This is a genomic window from Acidovorax sp. AC410 (genome assembly GCF_979253235.1).
On the sequence record NZ_CEEDCG010000001.1, the window covers coordinates 6,657,077 to 6,680,591 of the forward strand.

Genomic DNA, 23,515 nt, shown 5'->3' on the forward strand with positions numbered 1-23,515 from the left:
CTCATTTGCGGATGCGGGCCAACTCGTCGTTGTAAAGCTTCACGATGGCCGGGTCGTAAGTGGCCGCGAACTTCTCGATCACGGGCTTGGCGATCTGCTGCATGCGCGCCAGTTCGGCGGGTGCGATCTCGTTGTAGGCCATGCCCTTGGCCTGCAGGTCACCCACCGAGCGCTGCGCGGCGGCGCGGCTTACCTGGCGCTGGTAGCCGCGCGCCTCGTTGGCGGCGTCGTTCATCATCTTCTGCTCGGCGGGGGTGAGCTGGTCCCAGAATTTCTTGCTCACCAGCACGATGTTGGCGGCATACACGTGGTTGGTGGCGCTCACGTACTTCTGCACCTCGAACATCTTGTTCGACAGGATCACCGCATAGGGGTTCTCCTGGCCATCGACCGCTTTGGCTTCCAGCGCACCATAGAGTTCGGCAAACGGCATGGGCACAGGGTTGGCCTTGAAGGCCTTGAAGGTCTCCAGGAACACGGGGTTGGGGATCACGCGCAGCTTGAGGCCGTCGAAGTCGTCGGCCTTGGTGATCGCGCGCTTGCTGTTGGTCACGTTGCGAAATCCGAGGTCCCAGTAGCCCAGGGCCACCAGGCCCTTCTCGGGCAGCTTGGCGATCAGCGCCTGGCCCAGCGGGCCGTCGAGCAGTGCATCGGCCTGGGCGAAACTCGCCACGGCGAACGGAAAGTCCACCAGCCCGAATTCCTTGACGATGCCGGCCAGCGAGGTGGTGGCCGGTGCCGACATCTGCTGCACCCCGCCCTGCAGGGCGGACTGCTGCTGCATCTCGTTGCCCAGTTGCGAAGCCGGGAACTCCATGACCTTCATCTTGCCACCGCTCTTGGCGGCCAGCAGTTCGCCAAAGCGCTTGACGCCGAAGCTCACGGGATGGTCGGCGTTGTTCAGGTGGCCGAAGCGGATCACGCGCTCCTGCTGCGCGGCGGCGGGCAACGCCATCAAAAGGGACAGGCCGGCGGCCGCCAGGATGCAAGCAGTTTTTTTCACGGGACATCTCCATCAAAAGTCGGACCAGGGACATGCAGCCGGCAGACCGGTTGCGCCATGGGGACTGATCGTAGTTAAAAAGTGGAAACTCTTTCCATAGTAGAAACCCTTTAACAAATTTTGGTACATTGCCGTCAGTACAAGACGATCACCGAAAGAGACCCGCCATGAGCAGCATCCTCGAGCGCAGTTTCAAAGTCCTGGAGCACCTGGCCCCGCACCCCGAGGGCAAGGCCCTGTCGAGCCTGGCCTCGGAGCTCGACATGCCGCTGAGCGCCACGCACCGCCTGCTGGCCGAGCTGGTGCGTTGCGGCTACGTGCGCCAGGACCACAGCCAGGGCAACTACATGCTGACCATCAAGCTGGTGTCGCTGGGCCTGGGCTTCCTGAGCGCCACGGGCGTGGTGGACATCGCCCAGCCGCTGCTGGACCGGCTGGCGGCCGAATCCGGCGAGCTGGTGCGCCTGGCCGTGGTGGATGGGGACGAACTGACCTTCGTGGCCAAGGCGCAGGGGGCCGTGCGCGGCCTGCGCTACGACCCGGACATGGGCCTGTCGGTCAACCTTTCGTGCAGCTCGGCCGGCCATGCTTGGCTGTCCACCATGAGCGACGAGGAGGCGCTGGCCCTGGTTGCACGCCAGGGCTTTGGCCAGCCCGAGGACTACGGCCCGAACGCGCCCACCACGGTCAAGGCGCTGCTGGCCTACCTGCGCACGGCGCGCCAGCAGGGCTTCAGCACCATCGTCGAGGTGTTTGCGCCGGCCATGACGGCCATGGCCGCGCCCATCCGCCGGGGCAACGGCACGGTGATCGGGGTGGTGACGATTGCCGGACCACTGGTGCGCCTGACGCCCGAGCGCATGCAGGCCCTGGGCCCTGCCCTCCTGAACACCACGCACGAACTGGCGATGGCCAGCGGCGGCTCCGCCCTGCTGAGAAAACGGGGTTAGGGCCGGGGCGCAAACAGCGCCAGGGTGTCATGGGCAAACGCGCCCTCGATCTCCAGCATGCGCATCTTGGTGGCGGCGCCGCCACCGGCCGAAAAGCCGCCCGTCTTGCCATTGGCGGCCAGGATGCGATGGCATGGCACCACCGGCGCAAACGGGTTGTGCCCCAGCGCCTGGCCCACGGCGCGCGCGGCACCGGGCTCGCCCAGCGTGGCAGCCATTTCGCCGTAGGTCATGGTCTTGCCGGGCGGTATGCGCCGGGCCAGTTCATAAACGCGGGCGTTGAAGGGCGGCACGCCCTCGGTGGCCAGCGGCACGTCGAGCAGATCGTCGTGTGCGCCTGCGAGCAAAGCCACCACGCGGTCCGCCCAGCCGGCGACCTCGGGTGGCATGGGCGATTCAGGCGCGCCCGGAAAGCGCCGCTCCATGCGCGCGCGGGTGTGCGCCTCGCCCTCGTCCTCGGGCAGTTGCACACCGACCAGCAGGGAGCCATTCCAGGCCAGGCCGCAGTGCCCCACCGCCGTCGAAAACAGCGCGAAGCCCTGGGCCACTGCAGGCCCGCGTTTTTCAGTCTGCACGCAAGGCGGCCTTGAGTTGCTCGCCGATCTCGGGCTTGCCCGCGAACGGATCGGTGGGGTTGCGCCCCAGCATGATGTCTTCCATGCGCGTCTGCACCGAGGCAATCGCCTTGGGGTGGCTGTAGATGTAGAACTGGCGCTGCGCAGCCGCGTCAAACACCTTTTGCGCCACCTCGGCCGCCGTCACCTTGCCGCTGCCCACGGCCTTGTCGCTCATGGCCTGGCCGATGAGCTGGCTGCGCGTGGGCTTGCTGGCCGGCAGTTCGCCGGGGCGGTTGCGGTGGCTCTGGGCGATGCCGGTGGGCACGAAGAAGGGGCACAACACGCTGGCGCTGACCTGGTCGGTCACCAGGGCCAGGTCCTGGTACAGGGTTTCGGACAGGCTCACCACCGCGTGCTTGCTCACGTTGTAGATGCCCATGTTGGGCGCATCGAGCAGGCCGGCCATGCTGGCCGTGTTCACGATGTGGCCGCGCCAGGAGGGATCTTTCTTCGCAGCGGCGAGCATCATGGGGGTGAACAGGCGCACGCCGTGCACCACGCCCCAGAGGTTCACGCCCAGCACCCATTCCCAGTCCTTCAGGGAGTTCTCCCACACCAGGCCGCCCGCCCCCACGCCGGCGTTGTTGAACACCAGGTGCGGCGCGCCAAAGCGCTGCTCCACGTCCACTGCCAGTTGCTCCATCTGCGCGGCGTCGGACACGTCCACCTTGCGCGCCAGTACCTGGGCACCGGCGTCCTGCGCCTCGGCAGAGGCTGCGTCGAGGGCGTCCTGCTGCACGTCCACCAGCACCAAATTCATGCCCAGGCGCGCGCCGATGCGCGCGCACTCGAGGCCGAAGCCCGAGCCCGCGCCGGTGAGAACGGCCGTCTTGCCCTTGAAGTTATCGATCATGTGGGTTTCTCGGCCTTTCGCAATGTGTAGCCAATCCGGGGGAAGTGCACGTGCAGGGTGCCGGCACGCGGGTCGGTGCGGCGCAGGGTGTAGCGGGTGCGGGTGGCGGCGATCAGCTCGCCCTCCGTGGGTTCGGTACCGAAGCTCTCGGCGGCAATCGCCACCAGGCTGCCCAGCGCAATGCCGTGCTCGTCCTGGAACAGGTCGTCGGCCAGCGGCAGCGGGTCGAGCCCGGCAGCCACCGTGATGGCGTCTTCGGACGTGAGCTTTTCCATGCGGCCGTGGCCCAGCGCCGCCACGCGGTCCATCCATTCGAGCACGGCGGGCGTGGCGGCGAAGATGTCGGCCATCACCGGCACGCACTGGCGCGTGAACCACAGCGGGTGGTAGGCGGCGAAGTCGGCCAGGCAGGGCTCGGCGCCGAACAGGAAGTCATGCTCCTCGGCCATGTGGGCGATGCGGCGCAGGTACGAGCGGTAGGCCGCCGTGGCATCGGCCGGGCGCAGGCGCTGCATGCCGGCGCTCATCTCGCGGCGGTCCTCGCCAAAGGCCTGCGCTGCGGCAGGGGGCAGGTTGGCGAACATGGCCGACGCGCCCTTGGGCTGCAGGTTGTAGGCCATGGCGGCCCAGAACAGCGTGGTGTCGGCCCACTGCGCGAACACGCGCGCCACGCCCTTGAGGTGCGGCGGGTAAAGCACCGGCTCGGGCTGCACATGCTCGAGCACGTCGCAGATCAGGGCCGAGTCGCAGTAGATGTCGGCGCCGATCTGCAGGAATGGCGTCTTGCGGTAGCCGCCGGTGAGGGCCACCACGTCGGGCTTGGGCGCGATGCTGGGGATGACCACGGACTTCCAGGCCAGCTGCTTGTAGCCCAGTGCCAGACGGATCTTTTCCGAGAACGGAGACGAGGGGTAATGGTGCAGGATCAGGGGCGTGGTCATCGGGGGTCTCCGGCAGTGCAATGGTTGGGGGTGAGGGTCAGGCCGGCAGCGCACGGTCCAGCAGGGCGTCGAAATCCACGCCTGAGCCCAGGGTACCGAAGCTGTAGCCCCAGTCGCCGCCCAGGCGCGATGCGCAGAAGGCACCGAACACGCTGGCGGGCGCACTGCGGTACAGCAATGCCGCCTGCACGGCCAGGGCCACATCCTGCGCCAGGCGCCGGGCCTCGGCCTCGGTGGTCATGGCATCCACGCGCAGCGGCAGCGCGCTGGCCATGCGGTCCAGCGCCGGGTGGGCGCCGCGTGCGGGGGCCAGCTCGTCGGCCAGGGCGGCGGCGGTGTCGGCGCGGCGCACGGCGCGCAGCAGGTCCAGCGCCATGATGTTGCCCGCGCCCTCCCAGATGGAGTTGAGCGGCATCTCGCGGTAGATGCGGGCCATCGTGCCTTCGCCGCCCTCCTCCACGTAGCCGTTGCCCCCCAGGCATTCCATGGCCTCCTGGGCGAACGCGCTGCCGCGCTTGCAGACCCAGAACTTGGCCACGGGCGTGAGCAAACGCGCCATCACAGCCTCGTGCGGATCGGAGTCCTTCTTGTCGAAGGCGCTGGCCAGGCGGATGGACAGGGCCGTGGCGGCCTCGCTCTCCAGCGCCAGGTCGGCCAGCACGTTGCGCATCAGCGGCTGCTCGATCAGCTTCTTGCCGAAGGCCATGCGCTGGCGCGTGTGGTGCAGTGCCAGCGACAGCGCCTGGCGCATGAGGCCGCTGGTGCCCAGCGCGCAGTCCAGGCGCGTCATGGTGCCCATCTCCAGGATCTGGGCCACGCCGCGCCCCTCTTCGCCCACGCGCCAGGCCAGGGCATCGACGAATTCGACCTCGGAACTGGCATTGGCATGGTTGCCCAGCTTGTCCTTGAGGCGCTGAATGCGGATGGCGTTGAGAGCCCCGTTCTCGCCCTCGCCTGGCAGCACGCGCGGCAGGAAGAAGCAGGTCAGCCCGCCCGGCGCCTGTGCCAGCACCAGGAAGGCATCGCACATGGGGGCCGAGAAGAACCATTTGTGGCCCGTGAGCCGGTAGCGCGCGCCCCAGGCGTCGCTGCCGTCGGCCACGGCCTGCGTGGTGTTGGCGCGCACGTCCGAGCCGCCCTGCTTCTCGGTCATGCCCATGCCCATGGTGAGCGCAGACTTCTGCGAGAACAGCGCCAGGCGCGGGTCGTAGCGGGTGCTGGCCAGGCCGGCGCTCCAGTCAGCCCACACCGCGGGGTTGCCGCGCAGCGCCGGGGTGACGGCATAGCTCATCGAGACGGGGCACAGCACCGAGGGCTCGGTCTCGGTGAAGAGCATGAAGCCCGCTGCGCGCTCCACGTGCGCATGCGCTGCCCCCGCGTCCGTGCGCGACCAGGGCGTGGCGTGCAGGCCGTGGCGCAGCGCGGCGCCGATCAGCGCGTGGTAGCTCGGGTGGAACTCCACCGCATCGGTGCGGCGGCCCACGCGGTCGTGCGTGTGCAGCTCGGGCTTGTGGGTGTTGGCCAGGCGCGCGTGCTCCTGCATCTGTGCCGAACCCATCTCGGCGCCCAGGGCCGTGAGCGCGCTGCGGTCCAGCGCGGGTGCATGCAGTTGCACGGCATCCTGCAAGGGCCGGTTGGTAGTGAACAGGTTCACATCGGCCAGGGGCGCACTCTGGTTGAAGACGGTGTGCGTGGCCGAAACGGGTGCGGACAGGGGGGTCATGCGGGACTCCACAGCATTTCGATATGGGGGATGTCGTCCTCAAGGTACTCGTCTGACACCGCCACGAAACCCAGGCTGCCATAAAAACGCTGCAGGTGCGCCTGGGCACTGATGCGCACACTGCGACCGGGCCAGGCCTGCGCACAGCGGGCCAGGCCCTCCTGCATCAACAGCCGCCCGGTGCCATCGCCACGGGCTTCCTTCGCGGTCACCACACGGCCGATGGAAGGCTCGGGGTAGTTCACCCCCGGGTCCACCACCCGCAGGCAGGCCTGCAGCGCCCCGGCACCATCGTAGCCCAGCAGATGCCAGGATTGCTTGTCGGCCCCGTCCGGGTCCTGGTAGGGCCCCTGCTCCAGGATGAAGACCTTGCAGCGCAGGGCCAGCGCGTCATGCAGCGCATGCACGCCCAGGTCATCGAAACGGGCCCAGGTCCAGTGCAGGTTCAACGCCATGTGCGGGTGCGCTCCTTCAGATCAGTTTGACCAGTTGCTTGCCGAAGTTCCTGCCCTTGAGCAGTCCCAGGAAGGCTTCAGGGGCGGCGGCAATGCCCTCGGCCACGGTCTCGCGCGGGCGCAGCTTGCCGGTACCCACCAGCGTACCCAGCTCCTTGAGGGCTTCGGGCCAGACTTCCATGTGCTCGCTGACGATGAAGCCTTCGATCTTCATGCGGTTGATCAGCATCAGCGCCGGGTTGGCCATGGGCAGAGGCTGGCCATCGTAGCCGGCGATCATGCCGCACAGGGCCACGCGGCTGAAGGCGTTCATGCGCAGCATCACGGCGTCCATGATCCAGCCGCCCACGTTCTCGAAGTAGCCGTCGATGCCCTTGGGGCAGGCTTCCTTCAAGGCCTTGGACAAGGCCTTCACATCGCTGTGCTCCTTGTAGTCGATGCAGGCGTCGAAACCCAGCTCCTCGACCGCATAGCGGCACTTGTCGGCACCGCCGGCAATGCCCACCGCGCGGCAGCCACGCGCCTTGGCCAGCGCGGCAAAGGCGCTGCCCACGGCACCGGTGGCAGCGCTCACCACCACGGTGTCGCCTTCCTTGGGGGCGATGATCTTCACCAGGCCGTACCAGGCCGTCACGCCGGGCATGCCCACGGCGCCCAGGTAGTGGGACATCGGCACATGCGTGGTATCCACCTTGCGCAGCGCGCCCGGGGCGTTGGCATCGACCACGCTGTACTCCTGCCAGCCGCCCATGCCGACGACCTTGTCGCCCACGGCGTACTTGGGGTTCTGGCTCTCGGCCACCTCGCCCACGGTGCCGCCGATCATGACCTCACCGAGGCCTTGCGATGCCGCATAGCTCTTGCTCTCGTTCATGCGGCCGCGCATGTAGGGGTCCAGGCTCAGGAAATGGTGGCGCACCAGCACCTGGCCGTCCTGCAGCGCGGGCGTGTCGGTGGCCACGAGCTTGAAGTTGCCGGCCACGGCTTCGCCCTGCGGGCGGTTGTCGAGCACGATCTGTTGGTTGCGGGCCATGGGGAACTCCTGGGAAAAATGGGGCTTGTGGTTAAAGGCCTGGGCCTTCGGATGCGAAAACTCCGCGCGCTCAGTCGCTGGAGATGTTTTTGAGGGGTTGACCAGTAGCGGGGTCTACCGCCGGCCGGCGCACGTACTTGAAGGTACCCGTCGCATGGCTGCACAGGCGCCCCTCGCCGTCATAGACCGAGGCCTCGGTAAAGGCCATCGAGGCCGTGCGGTGCAGCAGGCGCCCCTTGGCCACCAGCGGGCCGCGCGCGGCCTGCATGAAGCTGGTCTTCATCTCGATGGTGACCACGCCGTGGTCCGGCGTCTCGCTGCGCGCCGCCGTGGCCATGGTCACGTCGAGCAAGGTCATGGTGGCGCCGCCGTGCGTGACCTCGAAGGAATTGAGGTGTTCGGGCGCCGCCTCGTAGTGCAGCTCCGACTCGCCCTGCTGCATGCGGTGCAGCGTGAAGCCCAGGTGGCTGACGAAAGGAATGGGAACACCGAAATTCAGCACAGGCAACTCCAGAATGCAAAGGGGAAAGCTGCAAGCATAGCCCCGCCGGGGCGGGTTGAGACCTTGCAGCCAACCCGAAACGGCTAGCGGCCCGAGACCCTATCGGCGGGGAGGTTTCGCCGCCGGGCCGCCCCAAGGCGAAACGCGGCCCCCTCGGGGGGCAGGGAGCGACACGCAGTGCGCGACCGTGGGGGCCATTTCAGTCAGCCTCCCGTGACGATGCTCACGCCGCCATCCACCGCCAGCCATTGGCCGGTGATGTGCTTGCCGGCGTCCGACGCGTAAAGCGCGCACAGGCCCTTCAGGTCCTCGTCGTCACCCAGGCGGCCCAGCGGGGCGTGGGCGGCCAGCGCCTCCTCGCCCATGGCCTTGAGCGTGCCCACCGTCATCTTGCTCGGAAAGAAACCCGGGCAGATGGCGTTGACGCGGATGTTGTACTGGCCCCATTCAGCCGCCAGCGCACGCGTGAAGTTGATCACCGCGCCCTTGGAGGTGTTGTAAGCAATGGTGTTCATGCCCTTGGGGTTGCCGCCCAGGCCGGCGATGGACGCCACGTTGATGATGCTCCCGCTGCGCCGGCCGATCATGCTGTGCTTGGCGATGTGCTGCGACAGGATGAAGTAGCCGCGCACATTGAGGTTCATGACCTTGTCCCAGGCTTCCACGGGGTGGTCTTCGGCGGGCGCCCCCCAGGCGGCACCAGCGTTGTTGAGCAGGATGTCCACATGGCCCAGGCGCGCCAGGGTCTCGTCGCCCAGGCGGCGGATGTCGGCTTCGTTGGAGCAGTCGGCGGCGATCCACTGCGCGTCGATGCCGGCGGCCTTCAGCTCTGCAGCGGCCTCTTCCAGGTCGGACGCCTTGCGCGAACTCAGCAGCACCTTGGCGCCGGCCTCGCCCAGCGCCTGCGCCAGCTGCAGGCCCAGGCCGCGCGAGCCGCCGGTCACCAGGGCGGTCTTGCCGGTCAGGTCGAACAGTTGTTGAATGGTGCGGGTGGTCATGTTGTCGTCTCCTTGGGTTGTCGTCGGTGGGTGCGCAAGGCGTGCCTGCCGTGCGCTCTGAAAATGGGGGCAGCGCGGGAATTGTGCGGCGCAACCAGGGGGCGCCGTGTCGCCTGTGCGATCTCAGGCGCTCGCCGTCAGGCGCGAGCGCACGCCGATCAACACCACGCCCACGGCCGCCAGCACACCACCGGCAGCCGACAGCGCCCAGCCCAGCGCCTCGTCGGCACGGGCTGTGGCAAGGCCCAGCACCAGCGTGAGCAGGCCGCCATAGATCAGCGCCCAGATGAGCTGGTGCATGCGCTCCAGTGTCTGCGGTGCGGCCATCAGAAAGCATCCTCAGGGAACACCGCGCAGGTCGCATCGCGCGTGCTGACGACCTGCAGCCAGGCGCCGATCTTGGGCAGCTCGTAGTGGAAGAAAAAGCGCATGGCGCCCATTCTGCCCACACTCGCGGGCTGCGCCAGCGCAGCATCGGCGTGCAGGGTGGCCAGCGCCACGTCCAGCCAGACCCAGGCCAGCACCATGTGGCCAAAGGCCTGCATGTAGGGCACGGCATTGGCCAGCGCATCCGTGGGCTGGCCCGTGGACCAGGCGGCCTTGGTGGCGGCACCCACCTGCTGCAGCGCACTGCCCAGGGCATTGGCGTGGGCAGCCATGGCAGGCACCTGGATGGCGCGCTCGATAGTGCCGTTGATGCGCGCAGCCAGCAATTGCAGGCCCCGGCCGTTTTCCATCAGCACCTTGCGGCCCAGGAGGTCCATGGCCTGGATGCCGTGCGTGCCTTCGTGGATCATGTTCAGGCGGTTGTCGCGCCAGTACTGCTCCACCGGGAAGTCGCGCGTGTAGCCGTAGCCGCCATGGATCTGGATGGCCAGGCTGTTGGCCTCCAGGCACCACTCGCTTGGCCAACTCTTGGCGATGGGAGTGAGCACTTCCAGCAGCAGGCGCGCCTCGTCGGCCGCGGCCGAATCGCCGGTGGCCTGCTCGTCCACCAGGCGCGCGCAGAACAGGTTGAGCGCCAGCGCGCCCTCGCCGTAGGACTTCTGCGCCAGCAGCATGCGCTTGACGTCGGCATGCTCGATGATGCGCACCTGCGGCTGGGCCACGTCCTTGACCACGGCGGCGGCTGCGGCATCCTTGTCCTTGGGGCCCTGCACCGGGCGGCCCTGGGGCCGGTTCTTGGCGTAGTCGAGGCTGGCGTAGTAGCCTGCCAGACCGAGCATGGTGGCCGCCATGCCGATGCCGATGCGCGCCTCGTTCATCATGTGGAACATGCAGTGCAGGCCCTTGCCGGCCTGGCCGACGAGGTAGCCCACGGCGCCGGCCTGGCCGTCGACCGGGTACTTGCCCTCACCGAAGTTGAGCAGCGTGTTGGTGGTGCCGCGCCAGCCAAGCTTGTGGTTCAGGCCCGCCAGCGCCACGTCGTTGCGCACGCCTGTGAGCTTGCCTTCGGTGTCCACCAGCTTCTTGGGCACGATGAACAGCGAGATGCCCTTGGTGCCAGGCACCAGCTTGCCGTCGGGGCCGGGGATCTTGGCCAGCACCAGGTGGATGATGTTCTCGGTGAGCTCATGCTCGCCGGCCGAAATCCACATCTTGTTGCCCTTCAAGCGGTAGCGCGGGCCCAGTGGGTCGCTCTCGAAGCCTGCGCCATCGGGCACGGCGCGCGTGGCCACGTCGCTCAGGCTGGAGCCGGCCTGCGGCTCCGACAGGCACATGGTGCCCGAGAAGCGGCCCGAGAATTCATTGAGCGCGAACACCGTCTTCTGCGCTTCGGTGCCATGCACCATCAGGAGGTTGGCGTTGCCTACCGTGAGCAGGCCCGAGCCCATGCTGATCGATGCCACGGCGAAGAAGCTGTTGGCTGCCGCCTCCACCGTGTAGGGCAGTTGCATGCCGCCGATGTCGTAGTCCTGCGCGGCGCTGAGCATGCCCGAAGCCGCATAGGCCTTCTGCGCGTCGTGCGTACACTGGGGCAGCGTGACCTTCTCGCCGTCGAAGTGCGGCTCTTGCGTGTCGACCGTGCGGTTGAAGGGCGCGTACTTCTCGCGCGCGATGCGCTCGCAGGTGTCGAGCACCGCGTCGAAGGTGTCGCGCGAATGGTCGGCAAAGCGCTCGCGCTCGGGCAGGGTCTGCGCATGCAGCCACTGGTAGAGGAGGAATTCGACGGTGGGGCGAAGGCTCATGTGTGAAAACCCTGGAGAAAACGCGCACGGGGCGCAGGGATGAACCACCGGACCGCACCGCCGCCGCACGGGGCGGCGGTCGCATGCCAGGCGGCTGCTACTTCTTGTTGGTCAGCACGATCTCGGAGAAGCACCAATACTCCATGTCGTCGTCGGGCTTGGGCTGGCAGTTGTTCTCACCCAGCTGCAGGCGCCGTGCCGTGGCTGGCAGGCCGGGGAACTCGATCTTCAAGGTCTTGCGCGCCCCCGGCTTGATAGTGTCCATGCCCTGGTCGCAGGCCTTGAGGCCCGTGGAGCCCAACTGCCTGACGACCTTGCCGGTATCGAGGTCCTTGATCGAGAAGGACTCGGGCCGCGCGCTGGCATGGGCACAGGCCTCGATGGTTTCCTTGCTGGTGTTGCGCAGCAGGATGGTCGCGGTGACGCGGTCGACCGCGATGGTGATTTCCTGCAGGATGGTGTCCCGGTCTTCCGGCAAGGCCTGGTTGAGCTTGTAGCTCTGTGCGTGGGCAGTGCCCGCAACGCCCAGGGTCGAGGCGACCAGGACGGCCAGTGCTGCGCAAACCTTTGTGAACATAGGTGGATCTCTCTTGATGGATGGTGATTGTTGTAGACCCGGGACGGAGCACGGCACTTGCCGCACCCGGTCTACGGGCCGGCCGCCGAAGCAGCCGGCCCGCATTGTCCCAAAGCTCCCTGTGAGCAAACGTAAGCACCACAACGCTTACGCCCCCGCACACATCACCGAGCCATCAGAGCACTTCGAAGATGCCCGCGGCACCCATGCCGCCACCGATGCACATGGTCACCGCCACGCGCTTGGCGCCGCGGCGCTTGCCTTCGATCAGGGCGTGGCCCGTCAGGCGCTGGCCCGACACACCATAGGGGTGGCCCACGGCGATGGCACCCCCGTTGACGTTCAGGCGGTCGGCCGGAATCCCGAGCTTGTCGCGGCAGTACAGCACCTGCACGGCAAAGGCTTCGTTCAGCTCCCACAGGTCGATGTCGTTGACCGTGAGGCCCAGCTTCTTGAGCACCTTGGGCACGGCGAACACCGGGCCGATGCCCATTTCGTCGGGCTCGCAGCCGGCCACGGCGAAGCCGAGGAAACGGCCCAGGGGCTTCAAGCCCTTCTTGCTCGCGTACTCTTCGCTCACCACCACGCAGGCGCCAGCGCCGTCGGAGAACTGGCTGGCATTGCCGGCCGTGATCAGGCCGCCGGGCAGTGCCGAGCGCAGGCCGCTGATGGACTCGACCGTCGTGCCTTCGCGCGTGCCTTCGTCCTTGCTCAGGGTGACCTGCTTGGTGATCAGGCCCAGGGTCTTGTCGGCCACACCGGCCGTCACGGTGATGGGGGCGATCTCGGCATCGAACAGGCCGGCGGCCTGGGCCGCGCAGGCCTTTTGCTGGCTGGCGGCGCCGTACTCGTCCATGGCTTCACGGCTGATGTTGTAGCGCTTGGCCACCTGCTCGGCGGTCTGCAGCATGCTCCAGTAGATCTCGGGCTTGACCTTGTCCAGGGCCAGGTCGCGCAGCATGTGGAGGTTCATTTCCTGCTGTACGCAGGAGATGCTTTCCACGCCGCCGGCTACGTACACGTCGGCTTCGCCGGCGATGATGCGCTGCGCCGCCAGGGCGATGGTCTGCAGGCCCGAGGAGCAGAAACGGTTGACCGTGACACCCGATGCCGTGACCGGCAGGCCGGCGGCCAGCGCGATCTGGCGCGCGATGTTGGCGCCGGTGGCGCCTTCGGGGTTGGCACAGCCCATGATGACGTCCTCGACGTCGGCGCCGTCGATGCCGGCGCGCTCGATGGCGTGCCTGACGGCATGGCCGCCCAGCGTGGCGCCGTGGGTCATGTTGAGGGCACCCTTCCAGCTCTTGGCGAGCGGGGTACGGGCGGTGGAAACGATCACTGCGGAGGTCATGGAAAAATCCTTTCAGGGGTGGAACGCACCGATGGCCGCCTGAGGCGTGCGCATCCGGTGCGGCTTCACTGCATCAATCAGTAGTTCGCTCAGGCGAACGCCTTGCCTTCGGCGGCCAGCTTGGCCAGCAGCGGCGCGGGCTTCCAGAACTCCGCATCGTCGTTGGGGTTCTTGGCAAAGCGGTCCATGGCCTGCACCACGTTGAACAGGCCCACTTCGCTGGCGTAGTGCATGGGGCCGCCACGGTAGATGGGGAAGCCATAGCCCGTGAGGTAGACCATGTCGATGTCGCCGGACTTGCTGGCGATGCCGTCTTCCAGGATGTGCGCGCCTTCATTGACCAGTGCGAACACCAGGCGCTGCACGATTTCCTCGTCGGAGATCTTGCGCGGCGTGATGCCCAGCTCCTTGCGGTGGTCTTCGATCATCTTGTTGACCAGCTCGCTCGGGATCGCGTCGCGCTTGCCGGCCTGGTAGTCGTACCAGCCTGCGCCGGTCTTCTGGCCGAAGCGGCCCAGTTCGCAAAGCTTGTCGGCCGTGCGGCTGTACTTCATGTCGGCGCGCTCGACGGCGCGGCGCTTGCGGATTGCCCAGCCGATGTCGTTGCCGGCCAGGTCGCCCATGCGGAACGGGCCCATGGCAAAGCCGAACTTCTCGACCGCCTTGTCCACCTGCTGGGGCGTGCAGCCCTCGTCCAGCAGGAAGCCGGCCTGGCGGCTGTACTGCTCGATCATGCGGTTGCCGATGAAGCCGTCGCACACGCCCGAGACCACCGAGGTCTTCTTGATCTTCTTGCCCAGGGCCATCACGGTGGCCAGCACGTCCTTGCTGGTCTTGGCGCCGCGCACCACTTCCAGCAGCTTCATCACGTTGGCGGGGCTGAAGAAGTGCATGCCCACCACGTCCTCGGGGCGCTTGGTGAAGGCGGCGATCTTGTCCACGTCCAGCGTGGAGGTGTTGGAGGCCAGGATGGCGCCGGGCTTCATGACTGCGTCAAGCTGCTTGAACACGGTCTCCTTGACGCCCAGTTCCTCGAACACGGCCTCGATCACGAGGTCGGCGTCCTTGAGGTCGGCGTAGTCGAGCGTGGTCGTCAACAAGGCCATGCGCTGCGCGTACTTGTCTTCCTTGAGCTTGCCCTTCTTGACCTGGGCTTCGTAGTTCTTCTTGATCGTGGCCACGCCACGGTCCAGGGCTTCCTGCTTGGTCTCCAGGATCTTGACGGGGATGCCCGCGTTCAGGAAGTTCATGGAGATGCCGCCACCCATGGTGCCGGCGCCGATCACAGCCACCGACTTGATCTCGCGCTTGGGGGTGTCCGAAGGCACGTCGGGGATCTTGGAGGCGGCGCGCTCGGCCATGAACAGGTGGCGCAGGGCGCGCGACTCGGGCGTCCACATCAGGTTGATGAAGATCTCGCGCTCGAACAGCATGCCGTCGGCAAACTTGCGCTTGGTGGCGGCTTCGACCGCGTCCACGCACTTGGCAGGCGCGGGGTAGTTCTTGGCCATGCCCTTGACCATGTTGCGCGCGAACTGGAAGTACGCATCGCCTTCGGGGTGCTTGCAGGGCAGGTTGCGCACCAGCGGCAGGGGGCGCACATCGGCCACGCTCTGGGCAAAGGCCAGGGCTTCGGCGGCCAGCGCTTCGGCAGAGGCGGCCATCTTGTCGAACAGCTTCTGGCCGGGCACGGAGCCGATCATCTCGCTCTTGACGGGTTCGCCGCTCACGATCAGGTTCAGGGCGGCTTCCACGCCCAGCACGCGCGGCAGGCGCTGCGTGCCGCCGGCACCGGGGATCAGGCCGAGCTTGACTTCGGGCAACGCCAGGCTGCAGCCAGGCGCGGCGATGCGGTAGTGGCAGCCCAGGGCCAGCTCCAGGCCACCGCCCATGGCAACCGTATGCACGGCGGCCACGACCGGCTTGGCCGAGTTCTCGATGGCAGCGATCACCGACAGCAGATTGGGTTCCTGCAGGGACTTGTCGGTGCCGAACTCCTTGATGTCGGCGCCGCCGGAAAACGCACCGCCCGCGCCGGTGATGACGATGGACGTGACCGCTGCATCGGCATTGGCGCGGCCGAGGCCGTCCACGATGCCTTGGCGGGTTGCCAGGCCCAGTCCGTTGACGGGGGGGTTGGCCAGGGTGATCACGGCAACGGAGCCGTGGACTTTGTATTCAGCGGTCATGCTGTTGTTCCTTGGAGAGTGAAAAAGAACGATCGTGCGTTTTTATTGTAGAGACTTCGCGCGGCCCTGGCGTGTCAATTTGTCCCGGTGGGGACATCGCCTTGAGCCGCCCAACCGCCTCGCCGACAAAAAAAGAGGCGCCAGGACAATCCAGGCGCCTCCTTTGCCCCATCACTGGCTGTGACAGGGCCCATAGCCCTTGAACCGGGCGCGGCCAAAGCCAGCGCTCCCGCGCAAGGGCCGCCCCGCCGCGCTGGGAGCGTCCCCCCTCAGGGGGGAAGGCGCGAAGCGACTCAGGGGGGAGCTCATACCTCAAGCCATTCTTTACGGATGTAGTTGTCGGCCCGCAGGCTGTCGGGCGTGCCCTGGAAGACGATGGAGCCATGGCCCATCACCAGCGCGCGGTCCGAGATCTTCATGGCGATGGTCAGCTTCTGCTCGATCAGCAGCACCGAGATGCCGCGCGCCTTGATGGTCTGCAGGTACTGGCCAACTAGTTCGACGATCTTGGGCGCCAGGCCTTCGGTGGGCTCGTCGATGATGATCAGGTCCGGGTCGCCCATCAGCGTGCGGCACAGCGTGAGCATCTGCTGCTCACCGCCGGACATCACGCCCGCCTCGGTGTGCTGGCGCTCCTTGAGGCGCGGGAACAGCTCGTACATGTCGTCGAACGACCAGCGGCTGCCCTTGCCGTTGCCCTTCTGGCCCAGCAGCAGGTTCTGGTGCACGGTGAGGTTGGGGAACACGTCGCGGCTCTCGGGCACGTAGCCCAGGCCCAGGTGGGCGATCTCGTAGGCTTTCTTGCCATTGAGGTCCTGGCCCTTGAACTGCAGCGTGCCCTCCCAGTCCACCAGACCCATGATGGCCTTGGCGGTGGTGGATCGGCCCGAGCCGTTGCGCCCCAGCAGCGCCACGATCTCGCCGGGCTGCACGTCGAAGCTCACGCCATGCAGCACATGGCTCTTGCCGTAATAGGCGTGGAGGTTGTCAATTTTCAGCATAGATAGTCAGTGTCCCGCGCCCTGCTCGTCGGCCACGGCCGAACCCAGATAGGCCTCCTGCACGCGCGCATTGGCGCGCACCTTGTCGGGGGTATCGAAGGCGATCACCTCGCCATAGACCACCACGGCGATCTTGTCGGCCAGGCCGAACACCACGCCCATGTCGTGCTCCACGGTCAGCAGGGTGCGGCCCTCGGTCACCTCCTTGATGAGGTGGATGAAGCGCGTGGTCTCGCTCTTGCTCATGCCGGCCGTGGGCTCGTCGAGCAGGATCACGTTGGCGCCACCGGCGATGGTGATGCCGATCTCCAGGGCGCGCTGTTCGGCGTAGGTCAGGTTCATGGCCAGCGTGTCGCGCTTCTTGTCGAGCTTGATCATCTCCATGAGCTCCCTGGCCCGCTGGTTGGCATCGTGCAGGTTCGACAGGAAGCGCAGGAAGGTGTAGCGGTAGCCCATGCTCCACAGCACGCCGCAGCGCAGGTTCTCGAACACGCTCAGCTTGGGGAAGATGTTCGTGATCTGGAAGCTGCGCGACAGCCCCATGCGGTTGATCTCGTAGGGGGCCAGGCCGTTGATGCGCTGGCCATTGAGGATCACGTCGCCGCTGGTGGGCGCAAAGCGCCCGCTGATGAGGTTGAACAGGGTGGACTTGCCGGCGCCGTTGGGGCCGATGATGGCCACGCGTTCGCCGGGGGCCACCACCAGGTTGGCGCCGCGGATGATCTCGGTCTTGCCGAAGCTCTTGCGCAGGTCACGCAATTCGAGCGCGCAGGACGAGGACGGCGGATTGGCGGTCATGGTATTGCTCACAGCGCCTCTCCCCGCTTGATGGCATGTTCGATCTCTTCCTGGATGGTGCTCCATTGGCGCAGGAACTGGCGCCGGCACATCTCGAACAGCGCCAGTCCGGTGAGGAACACGAAGCCCGCACCGAACCAGGCCGTGAGGCCCTTGGCATCGATCATGGCGCCCAGGAACTTGAGCTCGGACCCCAGGGCCGCGTTGAGCTGCAGGTGGTAGGTCATCTCCACCATGCAGGCCGCGCCCAGCACGGCCACCAGGCCGGTGCCGGCCAGGCCCAGGTAGGACACCCAGAGCTGGCGCAGCTTGCCGAACTTGGCGACGCGCAGGTTCATCATGATCAGGCTGGCGATGCCGCCGGGCGCATACATCACCATGAACAGGAACACCAGGCCCAGGTACAGCAGCCAGGCCTTGGAGATCTCGGACAGCAGCACCGAGGCCAGCACCAGCAGCACGGCGCCGATGATGGGCCCGAAGAAGAAGGTGGCGCCCCCCAGGAAGGTGAACAGCAGGTAGCCGCCCGAGCGCAGCACGTTCACGCTGTCGGCACCGGTCACGATCTCGAAGTTGATGGTGGCCAGGCCGCCACCGATGCCGGCGAAGAAGCCCGCGATGATGAACGCGAAGTAGCGCACGCGCTGCGTGTTGTAGCCGATGAACTCCACGCGCTCGGGGTTGTCGCGCACCGCATTCAGGATGCGCCCCAGGGGCGTTCCCGTGAAGGCGAACATGGCGGCCGTGCAGACAAAGCAGTAGGCCGCGATCAGGTAGTACACCTGCATGCCCGAACCGAAATTCAGCCCGAAGAAGGGCTTGCCGTAGACGCGATCGGTGGTGATGCCGCCCTCGCCACCAAAGAACTCGGGGAACATCAGCGCCATCGAAGCCACGAGTTCGCCGATGCCCAGCGTGATCATGGCGAAGGTGGTGCCCGACTTCTTGGTCGTCACGAAGCCGAGCAGGATCGCGAAGAACATGCCGGCCAGCCCCCCGACCAGCGGGATGAGCACCAGCGGGATGGGCAGCTCGCCCTTGCCCGCCATGTTCATGGCATGGATGGCGATGAACGAGCCCAGGCCGGTGTACACCGCATGCCCGAAGCTGAGCATGCCGCCCTGCCCCAGCAGGATGTTGTAGGACAGGCAGATGATGATCAGGTAGCCGATCTGCGAGAGCATGGTCAGCGCCAGGCTGCTGCGGAACACGTGCGGTGCCACGATCAGCATCGCGGCGAACAGCGACCAGATGACGAAGCGGCCCACGTTCCAGGGCTTGAAGCGGTAGTGCGCAACCCCCTGCGGGGCGGCGTGCGGGTTGGCGTGCGGTGCGGCGCCGGAGACGGTAGTGGTGGATGAGGTCATGGCATCAGTCCTCGCGGGTGCCCAGAAGGCCCTTGGGACGGAAGATCAGGATGAGCACCAGGAACAGGTACGGAAGAATCGGCGCCACCTGGGAGATGGTGAGTTTGAGCAGGGGGTAGCCGAAGGTCTGGTCGGTCACGGCCACACCGAGCGGGCGCAACACGTGGATCATCGAGTAGTCGAGCGCCACGGCGAAGGTCTGCACCACACCGATGAGCAGCGAGGCCAGGAAGGCCCCCGCCAGCGAACCCATGCCACCGACCACCACCACCACGAAGATGATGGAGCCGACCGACGCCGCCATCGCGGGCTCGGTCACGTAGGTGTTGCCGCCGATCACGCCGGCCAGGCCGGCCAGGGCCGCGCCGCCGCCGAACACCAGCATGAACACGCGCGGCACGTTGTGGCCCAGCGCCTCGACCATATCGGGGTACTTGAGCGCCGCCTGGATCACCAGGCCGATGCGGGTGCGGGTGAGCAGCAGCCACACGGACAGCAGCATCAGGATGGCGATCAACATCACGAACGAGCGCGACTTGGGGAACTGCGTGCCGTACAGGCTGAACAGGGGGCCCTGCAGTTGCGTGGGCAAGCCGTAGGGCACGGTGGCACGGCCCCAGACCAGTTGCACCACTTCGAGGATCAGGTAGGACAGGCCGAAGGTCACGAGCAGCTCGGGCACGTGGCCGAATTTGTGTACGCGGCGCAGGCAGTAGCGCTCGAACGCGGCGCCCAGCGCGAACACGATCAGCGGGGCGATCACCAGCGCCGGCCAGAAGCCGATGACGCTGGAAATGCTGAAGGCAAAGTAGGCGCCCAGCATGTAGAAGCTGGTGTGTGCAAAGTTGAGCACACCCATCATGCTGAAAATCAGTGTGAGTCCCGAGCTCAGCATGAACAGCAGCAGCCCGTAGCTCACGCCGTTGAGCAGGGAGATCACGAAAAACTCAGGATTCATTGGAATTTTTCAGGTCAAGGGTAAAAAAAGAGGCCCGAGCCAGGTCGGGCCTCGATACGCAGCAAAGGCCTGGTCAGGCCCTTATGGGCGCTTCATCTGGCACGAGGTGGGCGTGCTGGCCACGAAGGGCTCGTAGTACTTCACGGGCACGAAGGTGTAGCCGGTGCTCTCCGAGTCGAGCGGGTACTTGCCACCCGCCTTCTCCCACTTGGAGATGAACAGGCCTTGCTGCAGCTGGTGGTCGGTCTTGCGCATCTCGACTTCGCCGTTGAAGCTCTTGAACTTCATGCCTTCCAGGGCCGCGGCCACCTTCACGGGGTCGGTGGACTTGGTCTTCACGAAGGCGTCGGTGAGCATCGAGAAGGCGTGGTACACGGAGCCGGTGTACATGTCGTCGTTGAACTTCTTCTTGTAGTCGACCACGATCTTGTTGAGCTCGCCGGGCAGGTTGATGTGCGCGTAGGCCACCATGTACACGCGGCCTGCGGCAGCGGCGCCCATGGCCGTGGGGCTGCCGGTGACCGAACCGTAGTAGGTGTAGAAGTTGACGTTGTTCAGGCCCGCGTCGTTGGCGGCCTTGATCAAGAGCGCCAGGTCCGAGCCCCAGTTGCCGGTGATCACGCTGTCGGCACCCGACTGCTTGATCTTGGCGATGTAGGGCGAGAAGTCACGCACCTGGGCCAGCGGGTGCAGGTCGTCGCCGACGAATTGCACGTCAGGGCGCTTGCGGGCCATCATTTCCTTGGCGAACTTGGAGACCTGGTGGCCGTGCGAGTAGTTCTGGTTGATCAGGTAGACCTTCTTGACCTCGGGCAGGTCCTTCATGAACGTGGTCAGCGCTTCCATCTTCATGGAGGTGTCTGCGTCCAGGCGGAAGTGCCAGTAGCTGCACTTGCTGTTGGTCAGGTCCGGGTCCACGGCTGCGTAGTTCAGGAACACGACTTCCTTGCCGGGGTTGCGTGCGTTGTGCTTTTCCAGCGCATCCATGATCGCCAGTGCCGGGCCGGAGCCGTTGCCCTGCACCACGTAGCGGGCGCCCTGGTCCATGGCCGAGCGCAGCGCGCTGGTGGTTTCCTGCGGGCTGAGCTTGTTGTCGATGCCGATGATCTCGAACTTCACGCCGGCCGCGTTCTTCTTGTTGAACTCTTCGGAGACGAACTGGAAGCTCTTGAGCTGGTTGGTTCCGACGGCCGCCATCAGGCCGGAAAGCGGGTCGAGCCAGGCGATCTTGACGGTCTCACCCTTTTGAGCGAACGCCGCGCCAGCGCTCGCCAGCAGGACGGTGGCTGCTACAGCCTTCATAGCGAATTTCATGGTTTTGTCTCCTTGTAAATCGGTAAAACGCAGCGTACCGCGTTGCAACACGACGCCGCTCAGGGATTGCCCCTACCGGCGTCGCACACGTGACTGGCGCAGCGCTCCCCCGAGCACCGCACCAATCTGGATCACAGGCCCGGAAGCCTGTAATCCTTGAGTTGCTCACGCAACTTTGTCTTGAGCATCTTGCCGGTGGCACCCAGCGGAATCGCCTCCACGAACACCACGTCATCGGGAATCTGCCACTTGGCGGTCTTGCCCTCGAAGAAGGCCAGCAATTCCTCGCGCGTGACCTCGGCACCGGGGCGCTTGACCACGGCCACGATGGGGCGCTCGTCCCACTTGGGGTGCGGCATGCCCACGCAGGCAGCCATGGCGATGGCCGGGTGGGCCATGGCGATGTTCTCGATGTCGATGGAGCTGATCCACTCGCCGCCGGACTTGATCACGTCCTTGCTGCGGTCGGTGATCTGCATGAAGCCGTCGGCATCGATGGTGGCCACATCGCCCGTGGGGAACCAGCCGCGTCCCTGCTGGTCCTTGACGAGCGGATGGCCGCCCTCGCCCTTGAAGTAGCTGTCCACGATCCACGGACCCTTGACCAGCAGGTCGCCGTAGGTCTTGCCGTCCCAGGGCAGTTCCTCGCCATCGGCACCGACGATCTTCATGTCCACACCGTAGATGGCGCGGCCCTGCTTGAGCAGAACCTTCATCTGCTCTTCCTTGGGCATCGCCAGGTGCTTGTTCTTCAGGGTACACAGCGTGCCCAGCGGGCTCATTTCCGTCATGCCCCAGGCGTGCAGGACTTCGACACCGAAGTCTTCCTTGAACGCGTGGATCATCGCCGGCGGGCAGGCCGAACCGCCGATGACCGTGCGCTTGAGCGTGGAGAATTTGAGGCCCGCGGGCTTCATGTGGCCCAGCATCATCTGCCACACGGTGGGCACGCCGGCGGCATAGGTGACCTTCTCGGACTCGATGAGTTCGTAGATCGACTTGCCGTCCATGGCCGGGCCGGGGAACACCAGTTTGCAGCCCGTGAGCGCCGCCGAGTACGGGATGCCCCAGGCATTGACGTGGAACATGGGCACCACGGGCAGCACCGAGTCGCGCGCCGACAGGCACATCACGTCGGGCAGCGCAGCCGCGTAGGCATGCAGCGTGGTCGAGCGGTGGCTGTAGAGCGCAGCCTTGGGGTTGCCCGTGGTGCCGCTGGTGTAGCACATGCTCGATGCGGAGTTTTCATCGAACTCGGGCCAGGCGTAGTCGGGCGACTGCGCGCCAATCCAGGCTTCGTAGCTCGTCAGGCCGGGGATGCCGGAGTCCGCAGGCAGCTTGTCCGCGTCGCACAGGGCCACCCACTTCTTGATGGTCGGGCACTTGGCATGCACGGCCTGCACCAGGGGCAGAAAGGTCAGGTCAAAACACAGCACCTGGTCTTCGGCATGGTTGGCGATCCAGGCGATCTGCTCGGGGTGCAGGCGCGGATTGATGGTGTGCAGCACGCGGCCCGAGCCGGAGACGCCGAAGTACATCTCCATGTGGCGGTAGCCGTTCCAGGCCAGCGTGGCCACGCGGTCGCTGAACTCCAGGCCCAAGCCGTCCAGTGCGTTGGCCAGGCGGCGTGCACGCTGGGCCAGGTCCTTGTAGGTGTAACGATGGATGTCGCCCTCCACGCGCCGCGAGACGATTTCGGCGTCGCCATGGTGGCGCTCGGCGAACTCGATCAGCGACGAGATCAACAGGGGTTGGCTCTGCATCAGGCCCAGCATGTGTGCTCCTTGGATTTTGTGGTGAAGTGGGCAATCATCGTAACGCGCGCTGGCCTGCTGCGGGGTCTCCGAAGCGCCCCTTTCGGCGGCGTGCCAGGCGGGTTTCCTGGCTGCGCAGTGTGCGGCGTGGGCCGCTTGGCGCCAACACCTGTCGCCCATCCGACAAAGGCCAAGGGATTACCCTGAACGGCATGGGCTGCAGCGACAATCCGCGGCATGCTCTGCACCGCCCCGCACGCCCAGCGCTTCATCACCGCCCAGCCCTGGTTCGCCGGGCTGCCGGCCGCCATGCAGGAGCGCGTGCGCGCCGAGGTGTTCGAAGAAAGCGGCGACAAAGGCGACGTGATGATGCCTGCCGGCAGCGCCGTGCAGGGCTGGCACGCGGTGCTCTCGGGCCTGGTGATGCTGCAAAGCCCGGCCAGCCGCGGCCGCTCCTCGGCCTTCATCGGCGTGCCCGATGGCGAATGGTTCGGCGAAGGCTCGGCCATGAAGCCCGAGCCGCGCAGGTACCACGTGGTCGCCCTGCGCCCTACCCGGCTCATGTGCCTGCCGCTGCCGGTCTTTGCCGCGCTGCGCGAGAGCAGCCTGGCCTTCAACCAGTTCCTGGTGCTGCACCTGAACATGCGGCTCGGGCAGGCCATGACCATCATCGAGGCCGGGCGCACGCAGTCCACCGAGCACCGCGTGGCGCTGTACCTGAGCCGCCTGTTCTGGCCCAGCACGCGCCGGCTGAACCTGACGCAGGACGAGCTGGGCCAGCTCGTCGGCCTGTCGCGCCAGACGGTCAACCGCGTGCTGCGTTCGCTCGAAGGCATGGGCATCGTGTCGCTGGATTTCGGCAAGGTGGCCATCGTGGACGACGAGGCGCTGAACGCATATTTAGCCGCCACCGCAGTGGCATGAACGGACATAAGAAGCAGC

22 protein-coding genes are annotated in these 23,515 nt (G+C 66.4%); 2 read left to right on the forward strand and 20 right to left on the reverse strand.

All coding sequences use genetic code 11. The features are described from left to right. Window position 1: 1 nt before the first annotated feature. Window positions 2-955 (reverse strand): TRAP transporter substrate-binding protein, encoded by a 954-nt coding sequence (locus AC0IZS_RS30905; protein ID WP_057269662.1) that lies wholly within the window; start codon window positions 953-955, stop codon window positions 2-4. Window positions 956-1,170: 215 nt separating this feature from the next. On the opposite strand from AC0IZS_RS30905, the gene AC0IZS_RS30910 reads away from it, so the two are divergent. Further along, window positions 1,171-1,953 (forward strand): IclR family transcriptional regulator, encoded by a 783-nt coding sequence (locus tag AC0IZS_RS30910; protein WP_471639157.1) that lies wholly within the window; start codon window positions 1,171-1,173, stop codon window positions 1,951-1,953. Here the strand turns inward: AC0IZS_RS30910 and AC0IZS_RS30915 are convergent. From AC0IZS_RS30915 to AC0IZS_RS31005, 19 genes are all read right to left on the reverse strand, one after another. After that, on the reverse strand, window positions 1,950-2,528 hold the full coding sequence (locus AC0IZS_RS30915; RefSeq protein WP_471639158.1) for a methylated-DNA--[protein]-cysteine S-methyltransferase: 579 nt from the start codon (window positions 2,526-2,528) through the stop codon (window positions 1,950-1,952). The two genes, AC0IZS_RS30910 and AC0IZS_RS30915, sit on opposite strands and share 4 nt — an antisense overlap. After that, the gene (locus AC0IZS_RS30920; protein WP_471639159.1) at window positions 2,518-3,423 is read right to left on the reverse strand and encodes an SDR family oxidoreductase; all 906 of its coding nucleotides are present in this window, start codon (window positions 3,421-3,423) and stop codon (window positions 2,518-2,520) included. The genes AC0IZS_RS30915 and AC0IZS_RS30920 overlap by 11 nt, the downstream gene beginning before the upstream one ends. Beyond that, a complete protein-coding gene (locus AC0IZS_RS30925; protein ID WP_471639160.1) occupies window positions 3,420-4,364 on the reverse strand; it encodes a glutathione S-transferase family protein in 945 nt (314 codons plus the stop codon). The genes AC0IZS_RS30920 and AC0IZS_RS30925 overlap by 4 nt, the downstream gene beginning before the upstream one ends. A gap of 37 nt (window positions 4,365-4,401) precedes the next feature. Continuing rightward, window positions 4,402-6,087 (reverse strand): isovaleryl-CoA dehydrogenase, encoded by a 1,686-nt coding sequence (locus AC0IZS_RS30930; protein ID WP_471639161.1) that lies wholly within the window; start codon window positions 6,085-6,087, stop codon window positions 4,402-4,404. Continuing rightward, on the reverse strand, window positions 6,084-6,542 hold the full coding sequence (locus tag AC0IZS_RS30935) for a GNAT family N-acetyltransferase (RefSeq protein WP_471639162.1): 459 nt from the start codon (window positions 6,540-6,542) through the stop codon (window positions 6,084-6,086). The genes AC0IZS_RS30930 and AC0IZS_RS30935 overlap by 4 nt, the downstream gene beginning before the upstream one ends. 16 nt (window positions 6,543-6,558) lie before the next feature. Next, window positions 6,559-7,575 (reverse strand): NADP-dependent oxidoreductase, encoded by a 1,017-nt coding sequence (locus AC0IZS_RS30940; protein ID WP_471639163.1) that lies wholly within the window; start codon window positions 7,573-7,575, stop codon window positions 6,559-6,561. Between the two features lie 70 nt (window positions 7,576-7,645). After that, window positions 7,646-8,077, reverse strand: coding sequence for a PaaI family thioesterase (locus AC0IZS_RS30945; RefSeq protein WP_057206238.1), 432 nt, complete (start codon window positions 8,075-8,077; stop codon window positions 7,646-7,648). Window positions 8,078-8,280: 203 nt separating this feature from the next. Beyond that, a complete protein-coding gene (locus AC0IZS_RS30950) occupies window positions 8,281-9,075 on the reverse strand; it encodes an SDR family oxidoreductase (protein ID WP_057205971.1) in 795 nt (264 codons plus the stop codon). A 123-nt stretch (window positions 9,076-9,198) separates the two neighbouring features. Then, window positions 9,199-9,402, reverse strand: a complete 204-nt coding sequence (locus AC0IZS_RS30955; RefSeq protein ID WP_471639164.1) for a hypothetical protein — start codon at window positions 9,400-9,402, stop codon at window positions 9,199-9,201. Beyond that, complete coding sequence (locus AC0IZS_RS30960) at window positions 9,402-11,264, reverse strand: acyl-CoA dehydrogenase (RefSeq protein WP_471639165.1); 1,863 nt, start codon at window positions 11,262-11,264, stop codon at window positions 9,402-9,404. The genes AC0IZS_RS30955 and AC0IZS_RS30960 overlap by 1 nt, the downstream gene beginning before the upstream one ends. Before the next feature lie 97 nt (window positions 11,265-11,361). Continuing rightward, on the reverse strand, window positions 11,362-11,841 hold the full coding sequence (locus AC0IZS_RS30965) for a hypothetical protein (RefSeq protein ID WP_471639166.1): 480 nt from the start codon (window positions 11,839-11,841) through the stop codon (window positions 11,362-11,364). A gap of 175 nt (window positions 11,842-12,016) precedes the next feature. Next, a complete protein-coding gene (locus tag AC0IZS_RS30970) occupies window positions 12,017-13,192 on the reverse strand; it encodes an acetyl-CoA C-acyltransferase (protein WP_471639167.1) in 1,176 nt (391 codons plus the stop codon). 89 nt (window positions 13,193-13,281) lie between these two features. Next, the gene (locus AC0IZS_RS30975; protein WP_471639168.1) at window positions 13,282-15,381 is read right to left on the reverse strand and encodes a 3-hydroxyacyl-CoA dehydrogenase NAD-binding domain-containing protein; all 2,100 of its coding nucleotides are present in this window, start codon (window positions 15,379-15,381) and stop codon (window positions 13,282-13,284) included. A gap of 305 nt (window positions 15,382-15,686) precedes the next feature. Further along, the gene (locus AC0IZS_RS30980) at window positions 15,687-16,382 is read right to left on the reverse strand and encodes an ABC transporter ATP-binding protein (protein ID WP_322591664.1); all 696 of its coding nucleotides are present in this window, start codon (window positions 16,380-16,382) and stop codon (window positions 15,687-15,689) included. Between the two features lie 6 nt (window positions 16,383-16,388). Next, the gene (locus AC0IZS_RS30985; RefSeq protein ID WP_471639610.1) at window positions 16,389-17,180 is read right to left on the reverse strand and encodes an ABC transporter ATP-binding protein; all 792 of its coding nucleotides are present in this window, start codon (window positions 17,178-17,180) and stop codon (window positions 16,389-16,391) included. Window positions 17,181-17,188: 8 nt separating this feature from the next. Beyond that, window positions 17,189-18,547, reverse strand: coding sequence for a branched-chain amino acid ABC transporter permease (locus AC0IZS_RS30990; protein ID WP_471639169.1), 1,359 nt, complete (start codon window positions 18,545-18,547; stop codon window positions 17,189-17,191). A 4-nt stretch (window positions 18,548-18,551) separates the two neighbouring features. Then, window positions 18,552-19,505: a branched-chain amino acid ABC transporter permease gene (locus AC0IZS_RS30995; RefSeq protein ID WP_471639170.1), complete on the reverse strand. Its 954-nt coding sequence runs from the start codon at window positions 19,503-19,505 to the stop codon at window positions 18,552-18,554. An 81-nt stretch (window positions 19,506-19,586) separates the two neighbouring features. Next, complete coding sequence (locus tag AC0IZS_RS31000) at window positions 19,587-20,819, reverse strand: branched-chain amino acid ABC transporter substrate-binding protein (RefSeq protein ID WP_471639171.1); 1,233 nt, start codon at window positions 20,817-20,819, stop codon at window positions 19,587-19,589. A gap of 131 nt (window positions 20,820-20,950) precedes the next feature. Continuing rightward, window positions 20,951-22,594 (reverse strand): 3-(methylthio)propionyl-CoA ligase, encoded by a 1,644-nt coding sequence (locus tag AC0IZS_RS31005; protein WP_471639172.1) that lies wholly within the window; start codon window positions 22,592-22,594, stop codon window positions 20,951-20,953. A gap of 216 nt (window positions 22,595-22,810) precedes the next feature. Between AC0IZS_RS31005 and AC0IZS_RS31010 the strand changes: the two genes are divergently transcribed. Continuing rightward, entirely contained in the window at window positions 22,811-23,497 is a 687-nt protein-coding gene (locus AC0IZS_RS31010) for a Crp/Fnr family transcriptional regulator (protein WP_471639173.1), read from the forward strand. Window positions 23,498-23,515 lie beyond the last annotated feature (18 nt).

Bases quoted from the DNA above. Each gene is read 5' to 3' on its own strand.
- AC0IZS_RS30990 (WP_471639169.1), bottom strand. From the start codon at position 18,547: ATGACCTCATCCACCACTACCGTCTCCGGCGCCGCACCGCACGCCAAC.
- AC0IZS_RS30940 (WP_471639163.1), bottom strand. From the start codon at position 7,575: ATGGCCCGCAACCAACAGATCGTGCTCGACAACCGCCCGCAGGGCGAA.
- AC0IZS_RS30980 (WP_322591664.1), bottom strand. From the start codon at position 16,382: ATGCTGAAAATTGACAACCTCCACGCCTATTACGGCAAGAGCCATGTG.
- AC0IZS_RS30930 (WP_471639161.1), bottom strand. From the start codon at position 6,087: ATGACCCCCCTGTCCGCACCCGTTTCGGCCACGCACACCGTCTTCAAC.
- AC0IZS_RS30925 (WP_471639160.1), bottom strand. From the start codon at position 4,364: ATGACCACGCCCCTGATCCTGCACCATTACCCCTCGTCTCCGTTCTCG.
- AC0IZS_RS31010 (WP_471639173.1), top strand. From the start codon at position 22,811: ATGCTCTGCACCGCCCCGCACGCCCAGCGCTTCATCACCGCCCAGCCC.
- AC0IZS_RS30920 (WP_471639159.1), bottom strand. From the start codon at position 3,423: ATGATCGATAACTTCAAGGGCAAGACGGCCGTTCTCACCGGCGCGGGC.
- AC0IZS_RS30905 (WP_057269662.1), bottom strand. From the start codon at position 955: ATGGCGTTGCCCGCCGCCGCGCAGCAGGAGCGCGTGATCCGCTTCGGC.
- AC0IZS_RS30955 (WP_471639164.1), bottom strand. From the start codon at position 9,402: ATGGCCGCACCGCAGACACTGGAGCGCATGCACCAGCTCATCTGGGCG.
- AC0IZS_RS31005 (WP_471639172.1), bottom strand. From the start codon at position 22,594: ATGCTGGGCCTGATGCAGAGCCAACCCCTGTTGATCTCGTCGCTGATC.
- AC0IZS_RS30970 (WP_471639167.1), bottom strand. From the start codon at position 13,192: ATGACCTCCGCAGTGATCGTTTCCACCGCCCGTACCCCGCTCGCCAAG.
- AC0IZS_RS30935 (WP_471639162.1), bottom strand. From the start codon at position 6,542: ATGGCGTTGAACCTGCACTGGACCTGGGCCCGTTTCGATGACCTGGGC.
- AC0IZS_RS31000 (WP_471639171.1), bottom strand. From the start codon at position 20,819: ATGAAATTCGCTATGAAGGCTGTAGCAGCCACCGTCCTGCTGGCGAGC.
- AC0IZS_RS30950 (WP_057205971.1), bottom strand. From the start codon at position 9,075: ATGACCACCCGCACCATTCAACAACTGTTCGACCTGACCGGCAAGACC.
- AC0IZS_RS30995 (WP_471639170.1), bottom strand. From the start codon at position 19,505: ATGAATCCTGAGTTTTTCGTGATCTCCCTGCTCAACGGCGTGAGCTAC.
- AC0IZS_RS30960 (WP_471639165.1), bottom strand. From the start codon at position 11,264: ATGAGCCTTCGCCCCACCGTCGAATTCCTCCTCTACCAGTGGCTGCAT.
- AC0IZS_RS30975 (WP_471639168.1), bottom strand. From the start codon at position 15,381: ATGACCGCTGAATACAAAGTCCACGGCTCCGTTGCCGTGATCACCCTG.
- AC0IZS_RS30965 (WP_471639166.1), bottom strand. From the start codon at position 11,841: ATGTTCACAAAGGTTTGCGCAGCACTGGCCGTCCTGGTCGCCTCGACC.
- AC0IZS_RS30985 (WP_471639610.1), bottom strand. From the start codon at position 17,180: ATGACCGCCAATCCGCCGTCCTCGTCCTGCGCGCTCGAATTGCGTGAC.
- AC0IZS_RS30910 (WP_471639157.1), top strand. From the start codon at position 1,171: ATGAGCAGCATCCTCGAGCGCAGTTTCAAAGTCCTGGAGCACCTGGCC.